Source organism: Actinokineospora sp., from assembly GCF_050699995.1.
In the GTDB taxonomy this organism is placed as follows: Bacteria; Actinomycetota; Actinomycetes; order Mycobacteriales; family Pseudonocardiaceae; genus Actinokineospora.
This window is the reverse complement of sequence record NZ_JBOHGC010000592.1, coordinates 1-10,026: the sequence shown is the minus strand read 5'-3', so window position 1 is coordinate 10,026 and position 10,026 is coordinate 1. Positions and strand designations below refer to the sequence as shown.

General features: G+C 65.2%; 3 protein-coding genes. 1 reads left to right on the top strand and 2 read right to left on the bottom strand.

What is annotated here, in order from left to right; genetic code table 11:
• Together ACRDSQ_RS28775 and ACRDSQ_RS28770 are read right to left on the bottom strand one after the other, a co-directional pair.
• Positions 1-2,617: hypothetical protein (locus ACRDSQ_RS28775; protein WP_431425359.1), on the bottom strand; the 2,617-nt coding region annotated here is incomplete at its 3' end.
• A gap of 40 nt (positions 2,618-2,657) precedes the next feature.
• Positions 2,658-3,326 carry a hypothetical protein gene (locus ACRDSQ_RS28770; RefSeq protein ID WP_431425357.1) on the bottom strand — a complete coding sequence of 223 codons (669 nt, stop codon included), beginning with the start codon at positions 3,324-3,326 and terminating at the stop codon, positions 2,658-2,660.
• A 345-nt stretch (positions 3,327-3,671) separates the two neighbouring features.
• Between ACRDSQ_RS28770 and ACRDSQ_RS28765 the strand changes: the two genes are divergently transcribed.
• On the top strand, positions 3,672-10,026 hold a 6,355-nt coding region (locus tag ACRDSQ_RS28765), incomplete at its 3' end, for an RHS repeat-associated core domain-containing protein (RefSeq protein WP_431425355.1).

Sequence of the window (10,026 nt, the reverse complement as noted above, 5' to 3'; positions counted from 1 at the left end):
ATCCGGTGGCGCTGCCGAGGAAGACGTCTTCGGTGCAGAAGGTGTCGTGGCGGGTGAGCAGGTCTGGGTAGCCGTCGTGGTTCCAGTCGACGATGCCGAAGGGGGTGAAGGCGTTCCATCCGGCGGTTCCGATGGTGGTCGGTGGGCCGAGGATGCCTGACGGCATTTTCTGATAGTCGAGAAGCTGTCCTGCGGCGTTGGCGGCGTAGACGTGGGTTTCGTCCTGGTTGGTGGCGGGATTTCGGAAGTTGACTGTTCCCATGGGCCGTAGGTTCGCGCTGACCGGCGGGATGACCGTCGCGGTGCCGGTGGGGCTGGCGAAGGTCCCTGTGCTGGTTCCCGCGCCGTACTTGGCGATCCCCGCCCCGCTGATCGCCCAGAGATCGGGGTGGGTGTCGGCATTTGCGTCGTTGCTGGTGATGACGGGCGCGTTGGTCGTGTTCAGGGCACTGCTCGCGGCGTGGGCGGTGGTTTTGGTGGCGTTGGTGAACCAGTTGACGTTGACGCAGTCGACGGTGCAGTTGGTGGAGTAGAGGTCGACCTGCCCGGAAGTCTTGTCGCGGACCACAAGCGCGGGTTTGCCCGCGCGGGTAGTGCCGGCGATGGTCTTGGTGGACCAGTTGATCGAGGCGTCGAGGACGACGGCGGGCATTTGGTAATTGCCGACACCGTCAAGGTGTTCGAACCACCACAGCTGGTGGCTGCCCGCGTTGTCGACGATCGCGAACAGATCCGGGAACGCCGTGATGGTGGGGTCCCCTGCGCTGTCCTGCGGGAGGTGTCCCATGGTCACGATCTGTTTGATCGTGATGTTGTTGGCCGGTTTGACCTGGGTCCGATTTGGCGCGTAGAGCGTGTCGCGAAGCAACTTGCGCACCGACCCGGAACTGGTGGTCTCTAGAGCGGACCCGTCGCCGGGGGAAACGTAGATGCGGATGTCGCCATTGGGGAGTACGGCGATGAGGTCGTTGACGCCGGATTGGGTGAAGTATCCGTCTGCGAGAAGGGCGTTGTTCCAGTCTGCGGGCTTGCCGGAGGACGTGGACTGTCCGGTGCCGCGGATGCCGATGTTGTAGGGGGTTTTGAGTTGATTCCCGCCGTTGCCGGGCGTGAGCCACAGCCCGGGTGCGGTTCCGGCGGTGCCACCGACGGTGAGGAGGTCGGGTTTGCCGTCACCGGTGAGGTCGCCGAGTGGGTCTGGTGTGAGGAGTGGCGTGGGGATGATCGTCCAGGTCGCGGTGGGCCCGACGGTGCCGACGGAGTTGAGTGCTTGGACGGTGAGGGTGTGGCCGGTGATGCGGGTGGCGGTGATGGGCCCGGTCCATGCGCCGTTGGTGGCGTTGACGGTGACGGGAGTGCCGCCGCTGAGCTGGTAGCGGTACTTGGCCGGTGCCGGGTTCCCCACGCCGGCGGTGAAGGTGAAGTTGCCGGGGCTGCGCATCGGCTTGCCGGCGGCGGCGTTCGGGTAGTCGGTTGATGCGATGCTGGGGGCGCCTGGTTTGGACGTGTCGACGTGAAACGCGCAGGTCGCGGACGGGCTGGATGTGAGCCACCCGTCGGTTGCGGTGGCTGACCACCTGTAGTCGCCGTCGGTGATCTGGGTGTAGGGGATGACGACGACGGCGCGATTGCCGGCCGCGACCGTGGTGGTTTTGGTGATGACCTCGGCGGTGCCGACCTTGCTGACCGTGAAGACGACGTCCAAGGGCTTGCTGACGTTGTCGCTGGCGTTGGAGGTCTGCAGTGAGAGCGTCACGTCGGTCTTGCCGATGCCAGGGTAGGGAGTGGCGTTGGTGCACGGCATGATCGGTGACGTGAACGGGCCTGTCGGCGTGACCGGCGTGACATCCCAAGTCACTTCCAGGGTCGCGTTGTCCTGCTGGAACTTTTTCCACCCGTCGGTGGTGAGCTCGTCGGCGGCGCGCAGTCGGAACGTCGCCGTGTTACTCCGGTTGTTGACCGCCTCCACCACTTCGGCTTTGACGTCGTAGCTGAGACCGTTGCAGGTGTTGCGGGCGGGCAATTCCCTGATTGTGGAGGGCATGTTGTTCCAGCTCGTGGCTGAGCTGATGGCGTTGGTCCAGTCGAGGTGCACACCGCTGTTGCAATTGATCACGTAGGTCGGGGTGACGATGACTTTCGCGCTGTAGATCGCCGTGTTGTGGAATCCCTGGATGCCCCATTGGAAGTATGAGCGGACCTTGGCGATCCCGTTGCAGTCCTTGTCGGGATCCGTGCTGGTCCATCCGCAATAGCCGACCTGGGCAGGCCCGGTTTGGTGCCAGCCCTTGTAGTCGGGAATGCCGGACTGGACCTGGGTCCAGTCCGCGGCGTACTGGCTCCAGTAGTTCGGCACGAAGGTGGGGTCGATCATCACCGGGAAGACGGTCTTCGGGTCGGTGAGCATCGCTTCGTCCGGTGCGAGAGTGATCGCGTCGCGGTTCGCGGTGACGGTGACCGGGGCGGTGCGCGCGGCGAGGCCGGCGGCGGCGGCGGTGGAACGCAGCGGCTCGCCGGTGCGGGCGTCGAGCGGTGAACCGCCCGCGGCATCGACGAGTTCGGGGGAAGGGCTGGTCGCCGCGGTCGCGTCGGCCGGCGGCGGGGTGGAATCCCACATCAGTGCGGGCGGCGCGGTGTAGGCCGACCGGCCGGTGACGTCACTGAGGGTCAGACTGCTCGTTGTTCGCTCTCGTTGCCAGGCCGGGGCTCGAAACACCGATCCGCACCGACTTCAGCTGGGGATTTCTCGCGGCAGCGGCGCTTTTGACCACCAGGGTGTGCGAGAAATCGCCCTGTTTTCCGGCGTTGACCACCAGATCGACGTCGGGGAAGACGTTCGCGTAGGTGGCCGTGTGACCGGACACCGTGGGCGCGGGAAGGGGTGCCGGGAAGGTCAGGCTGACTTGCTCCGCCTTGTTCGACAAGATCGCCAGTGGTTGGTTTCCGCCGCCCGACAACGACACACCTGAGGGGGTGGCGGCCGTGGTGAGGCGCCCGTCGACTCCGCGCGACAGGGTGGCGTCGAGGTTCACCCACCCGTCGCCTCGCCGGGTACGCACCGGCCGCATAGCGTTGGTCGATGTCAGCGTGCCATTCGGATTGGCGACTGTTTGGCTGTTCGCCGTGGTCAGCGCGTCGGCCACCACGGGCTGACCGGTGGCCTTGGCTCGCGCGATTGCCGCTGCCGCACCAAGTGGTGCCACAGACCCGGTAGCCGGATTGGGCACGGTTTGTGCCTGGGCCGCTGTCGACGTTGTGGTGACCGCCGTCAGTAGGGCCGCCGCGGTCCACGCGGCCAGCGCTCTTCGGCTCTTCGGTGTGCGCATATCGGATGACTCCCCTCATCCCGTTCACGAACCACAGGCACGCGCCAGTACCGCGCACACAGCGCGGTTCATGATCGGAACGCCCCCAGGGCCTGCCGCGAACGATGCGGCCCGGCGCGGCGAACATACACACGGGATGGCCCTCTGGCTATCGGCCAGTCGGTGGCCGTGACCTGTGATGTTCACATCTAGCCGAGGCCCGCGATCTTGTGGCAGAGTTCGCCAGGTTTCGCCCGCTGGGTGCGGGCGCACGGTACCTGGGGGTCCCAAGTGGTTGTTGCACGCCTTCGCTCGCGCTCATTTGCCGCCTGGCGGTTATGGCTGCTCGGAGCCATCGTCGTCTCGTTGGGTGCGTCGTCGCTGTCGTTCGTGCCGCAGCTGCTCGACACCGCCGAAGACGACTTCATGGCCAGGATGCAGGCCCAGGCGGTCAAGACGGTCACGCCGATCACCGTGCCGGAGAGACCGGTGGCGCACGACGACGCCACATCGCAGGCAGTCCCGGCGAAGGTGACCTGGCCTGCGGGCAAGGTCGCGACGATCACCGCGACAACGGCGCGCTCCTACCTGCAGGGCAGCTCCGTATGGGTGGAATCCCAGGCCGGTGAGGTCACAAGCATGATCAGCCTCGCCGACCAGGACACCGCGGCCAAGGCCGGGGTGTCGGGCGTCGTGGTCACCGCCACGCCGCAAACGGGCGGCAAGGCGCGGGTCGGTGTCGACTACGCGGACTTCGGCGACGCCTACGGCGGCGACTACGGTGCGCGGCTGCGATTGACCCAATTGCCGCACTGCGCACTGACCACCCCCGACAAGCCCGAGTGCCGCACCCAGACCCCGCTTGACTCGACCAACGACACCGTCAAGAAAACAGTGTCGGCACCCGTGGACATGCAGCCCAACCAGCCGATGGTGCTGGCCGCCGTCGCCGCGTCCGATCCAGCCTCGGGCGGCGGTTCGTTCTCAGCGACCAGCCTGTCGGCCGAAGGCTCGTGGGCGGGTGGATCCCAGTCGGGATCGTTCACGTACGGATATCCGATCACGGTTCCGCCTGCGATGTCGGCCCTGGTGCCGCAGGTAGGCCTGTCTTACGACTCGGGTGTGGTTGACGGCAAAACCGCGTCGACGACCTCACAGGCGTCCTGGGTCGGCGACGGGTGGAACACCCCATCGTCATTCATCGAGCAGACGTTCGTACCCTGCGCCGATTCCCCAGGCGGCACCCCCTCGCCGGTCGCGACCCAGGACCTGTGCTACTCCGGTGAGATTCTGACCCTGTCGCTCAACGGTTCCAGCAGCGCACTGGTATGGGACGCGAGCAAGGGGACGTATCGCTCCACCGGTGACGACGGTGCGGTGATCACGAAGGTCGTCAATTCCGGGAACAACAACGGCACCTACAACACCTCGTACTGGAAGGTCGTCGACCGTTCGGGCTCGACTTTCCACTTCGGACTCAATCGGCTCCCGGGGTGGGTGTCGGGCAAGGCCGAGACGAACTCGGTGGCCTCGGTGCCCGTGTTCTCCTCACACCCCGGCGACCCGTGCCACAACGCCGCCGGGTTCAGTTCGTCGAAGTGCACCATGGCCTACCGGTGGAACCTCGACTACGTCACCGACATTCACAGCCACGCGATGGCGTACCACTATCTGCGCAGCGTCAACTACTACGGCCTGAACAATGGCGCGCAGAACGTCTCCTATCACCGTGACAGTTACCTGACGAAGATCGAATACGGGTTCACCAACGGGAACGCGTACAACACACCGCCCAACCAGGTCGTGTTCACCACCGGGCCGCGATGTGTATCCGGCACGTGCAGCCCGCTCTCCGCGGCCACCGCGGTGAACTGGCCAGATGTCCCATATGACCTCAACTGCGCCTCCGGCGCCACCTGCGCGACGCGGAGCCCGTCGTTCTGGTCGACCCAGCGTCTGACCACGATCACCACCAAGCAATGGACGGCGGCGACCGCCACCTACGCCACTATCGATTCGTATGCGCTGAACCTGACGATCCCGACCACCGGCAACGCCACGAAACCCACGCTGTGGTTGGCGGACATCACTCGCACCGGGCACGACACGAGTGCGGGCGGCTCGACGAACCCGATCACGCTGCCTTCGACGTCGTTCGCCAGCCTCGCCCTGCCGAACCGGGTCAATTCACCTAACGACGGTCTGGTCGCCTACACCCGGCACCGCATCAGCAACATCACCACCACGACCGGCGCAGGAATCTCAGTGGAGTACTCCCCACAAAGCGACTGCGTCGGCCCGGTCACGACCGAGCCGTCGACGAACACGTCACGCTGTTTCCCGGTGAAGTGGACACCGCCGGGGCGCACGACGCCGATCGTCGACTGGTTCCGCAAGTACGCGGTCACCGCCGTCAACCACATCGACAACACCGGTGGGAACCCGGCGGTTCGCACCACGTACGCCTACACCGGTCCCGCGTGGCGCTACGACGACAACGAGGTCGTCAAGGCCGCGGACCGCACCTGGGGCCAGTGGCGCGGCTACGCCGAGGTGGCGGTCCGCACCGGCGCCGACGGGGGACCGAAGACGCTCAGCGAGACCACCTATTACCAGGGCATGGATGGCGACACCTTGCCCGGCGGCGCGACCAGATCGGTCACCCTGACCGACTCCCAAGCCGGGCAACACCGAGATACCGACCAGTTCGCGGGCAGCCCGCTGGAAACGACCGCCTACCTCGGTGACGGCGGGCCTGTCGACAACTCGACCATCACCTCGTACTGGCTCTCCCCGGCGACCGCGACCCGTTCGCGCACCGGTTTGCCCGCGCTGACGGCGAACTACAGCGGTACGGCGACCACGTGGTCGCGGCAGGCGATCACCAGCGGCCCAGGCACGACCTGGCGGATCACCCAGACCGACCAGACCTACGATGTCAACACCGGCCTGCCGCTGTTCACCTACAGCCACGGCGACGTGACCCAAGCCGCACAAGCCACCTGCACCGCGACGACTTACGCGCCGTCGAACACCGGGTTGAACCTGGTCGGCTTGGTCGCTGAGGTCGAGGTGCTGGCCAAGCCGTGCGGCGGTCTGTCCTCCAACGGCGGCTCCGCGCCCACTCCTGCCCAAACCAACGCGCTCACCGCACCCAGCGGCGTGAACCGGCCGACCGACGTCATCACCAACAGCCGCATCTTCTACGACAACCCGACGCTGGCCCAAACCTGGCCGCAGCCAGCCAATCCGACCTGGCCACAAGCCGCCCCGACTCGCGGCGATGTGTCCGTCGTACGGGTCGCCTCGGATTACAACAGCGGATACACGTACAAGACCAGCGGCACGACGGTCTACGACAACTACGGTCGTCCGACCAGCACTTACGACGCCGCAGGCGCCAAAACCTCGACTTCGTTCACGCCCTCGACCGGCATTCCGACCACAATCCAAACCACCAACGCACTGGGCCACAAGGCAACCACCACCCTGCAGTCGCGGCGCGGTCTTGCTCTCGGTACCAGTGACGCGAACAGCATCACCACAACGGCGAAGTACGACGCTCTGGGCAGGCTCACCGAGGGCTGGCTGGCTGGGCGACCGACGACCAAACCGGCGGACGTCAAATTCAGCTACCTGTTGTCGAAGGTCGCACCCAGCGCCGTACAGAGCAACAAACTCAACGAGTCCGACGGCTACATCACCAGTTACACCATCTATGACTCGCTGATGCGCGAATCCCAGACCCAAGTGCCCTCCCCGCTGGGCGGGCGGCTGCTGACAAACACCATGTATGACAGCCACGGCTGGGCGTATGAGAAGTACAACGCCTACTGGGATTCCGACCCCAACCACTTCCCTGGCCCGGACCTGGTCAAGTCACCGATGAACCAGATCCGCAACCACTCCCGGATCACTTTCGACGGCCTCGGCCGTCCCGTCCGCACGGACTCGATGGACCGCGATGCGGTCATCACCTCGACCACCACTGTCCACAACGGTGACCGGACCACGGTGATCCCCCCGACCGGGGCCACCACCACGTCCACGATCGTCGACGGGCTTGGCCGAACCACGACATTGCAGCAGTACACAAGCGCCCCGCAACTTTCCACACCGAGCAACACGTTCACCGGCATCCACCGGATCAGCGGAGGAACGCAGCAGAGCACTCAGTTCACCTTCGACAACAAGGGTCGTCCCCACCAGCGCGTCGACAGTGCAGGCAACACGTGGACGACCAGCTACAACCTCCTCGGCCAGGTCACCGCGCAAACTGACCCGGACGCCGGTACCACCACCACGACCTATGACGGCGCAGGCCGCGTCGCGACCACCACCGACGCTCGCGGCCAGGTGCTGGCCTACGGCTACGACGCGCTCGGACGGAAAAAGTCCCAGAGCCTCGGCGACGGGACCGTCCTCGCCTCATGGAGCTATGACAGCGAAGGCGTCACCCCTGCCCTGCCCAACTCGATCGGGAAACTCACCGCCTCATCGAGTTATGTGCGGCAAAACGGCACCAGCTACGCCTACACCCACAAATCCACTCTTGGCTTCACCAACTACGGCCAACCGCTCGACAACACCACAGTGATCCCCGCGAACGAGGGATTGTTGGCCGGCACCTACACCTTCGAACACTTCTACGGCGACAGCATCAGCCTGCCGATGGGCACCGACTACCCCGCGCATGGCGGCCTGCCGTTCGAGCCCTTCGGGTTCTCCTACTCGGGAGCATTGGACCTACTCAGCGGCATCGCTGGGCTCACCGGTTATCAAAACCAGGTCCTGCATGACGCGTTCGGCCGGCCTGATGAGATCCATCTCAACGCGGCCAAGGTATCGGTGCTGCGTCAGCGCTACGACGCGCACGACAGCCGCCTGCTCGAACGGTGGTTGATGCGCGCCGAGGGCACACCGCTGGAGGTTGAACGCACCTCCTTCGGGTACGACCCCGCAGGCAACGTGACCAGAGAGACCACGTCACGACTGGCTGGGGCGACCGAAACCCAGTGCTACCGCTACGACAACCTGGTTCGGCTGCGCAGCGCGTGGACGGGGACCGATGGTTGTGCCGCGGATCCCGCGTCGAATAGTGGTGCCACGGTGGGTGGTGGTTTCGCCGAGTCCGGGGCGTACTGGACCGAATGGGACATTGATCCGATCGGCAATCGCACGAAGCAGACCCAGCACGGCGTGGGCGGCGCTGCCGACACGGTCACGACTTACGCGTATCCGCCTTCGGGTGCGGCGGCGGTGCGCCCGCACGCGTTGCAGTCGAGCACCACTACGGGCCCTGGTGCGAACACCAGCAGCTACACCTACGACAACGCGGGCAACACCCGCACGCGCGTTCTGCCCGCGGGTAACCAGGACCTGACGTGGTCGCCGACCGGGCGACTCGACACCGTGACCACGCCGGGGCAAAGCACGAACTACGTGTACGGCGCCGATGGTGATCAACTCCTGCGCCGCGATCCGGGGCAGACCACGCTGTTTCTGCACAACACCGAGCTGACCCTCAACACCAGCACCAATACTGTGACCGGACGCCGCTTCTATCACCTGTCGGGCGGCGCCCAAGCCATCCGCACCGGGTCCGGGGTCAACTACAAGTACGAACTGTCCACCCGCCACGACACCGGCGGTCTCGCCCTGGACAACACCGCGCAGACGCCGACCTGGCGGGCGAGCACCCCCTACGGCGAACCCCGCGGCACCCAACCCTCCGCGTGGCCCGACACCCACCGGTTCCTCGACAAACCTCACAGCACCACCACCGGGCTCACCGACATCGGCGCCCGCAAATACGACCAAAACACTGGCCGCTTCATCAGTGTCGACCCCATCATGGACCCCGCCGACCCACAACAATGGAACGGATACACCTACGCCAACAACAACCCCATCACCTTCAGCGACCCCACCGGACTCATCGCCGACTACGACAATCCCCACCAAGAGAAGTACCTCAACGCGACAAGCACGACGGCGAAGCAGCGCGAAATTGGCCGTGTGTACTCCAAGCTCAAGAAGAAGGTTGCCGTCAAATCCTGCGACGCGATGTGTCATGTTGGAGGATTCGCGTACGGGGTTGGGGTGACGGCGAAGAACACTGTGGTGGACCTTGGCAAGCTCGCAGGGAATGTTGGCGAGTGCATGAACTTCGCATCCCGTGTCGCATGCGCGCAGAATATGATGACGGCCGGTCAGATCGCCCAGTACGCGTGGAATGATCCGTTGGGGTTCGGCTACGCCGTTGCCGACGGGATGACCAAGGATATCCGTGAAGCATGGAAAGACGGCCGGTACGGCGAAGCGCTCGGTCGAGGATCGTTCTCGCTGGTCGAACTTGCCGTGGGAAGTCGCGGCCTCAGCAAGCTTGGGAAGCTTGGCAAAGTCGATGCGCCGTGTGTCAACAGTTTTGACGGTGACACCCCGGTCCTCATGGCCGACGGTGCCACCAAGCCGATCAGCGACATCATTCCGGGTGACCAAGTCCAGGCCGCCGACCCCGAAACGGGACGTGAAGGACCACGCGAGGTCACCGCCACATGGCCACACATGGACACGATGTATGTGCTCGTCTTTGCCGACGGCAGCACCATCGACACCACCGAAGACCACCCCTTCTGGAACGCCACCGACCAACAATGGCAACGCGCCGACGCGTTGAACCGTGGCGATCAGCTCCTAGCTCCCGACGGCCAATTCGTTG

Bases quoted from the DNA above. Each gene is read 5' to 3' on its own strand.
- ACRDSQ_RS28770 (WP_431425357.1), bottom strand. From the start codon at position 3,326: ATGCGCACACCGAAGAGCCGAAGAGCGCTGGCCGCGTGGACCGCGGCG.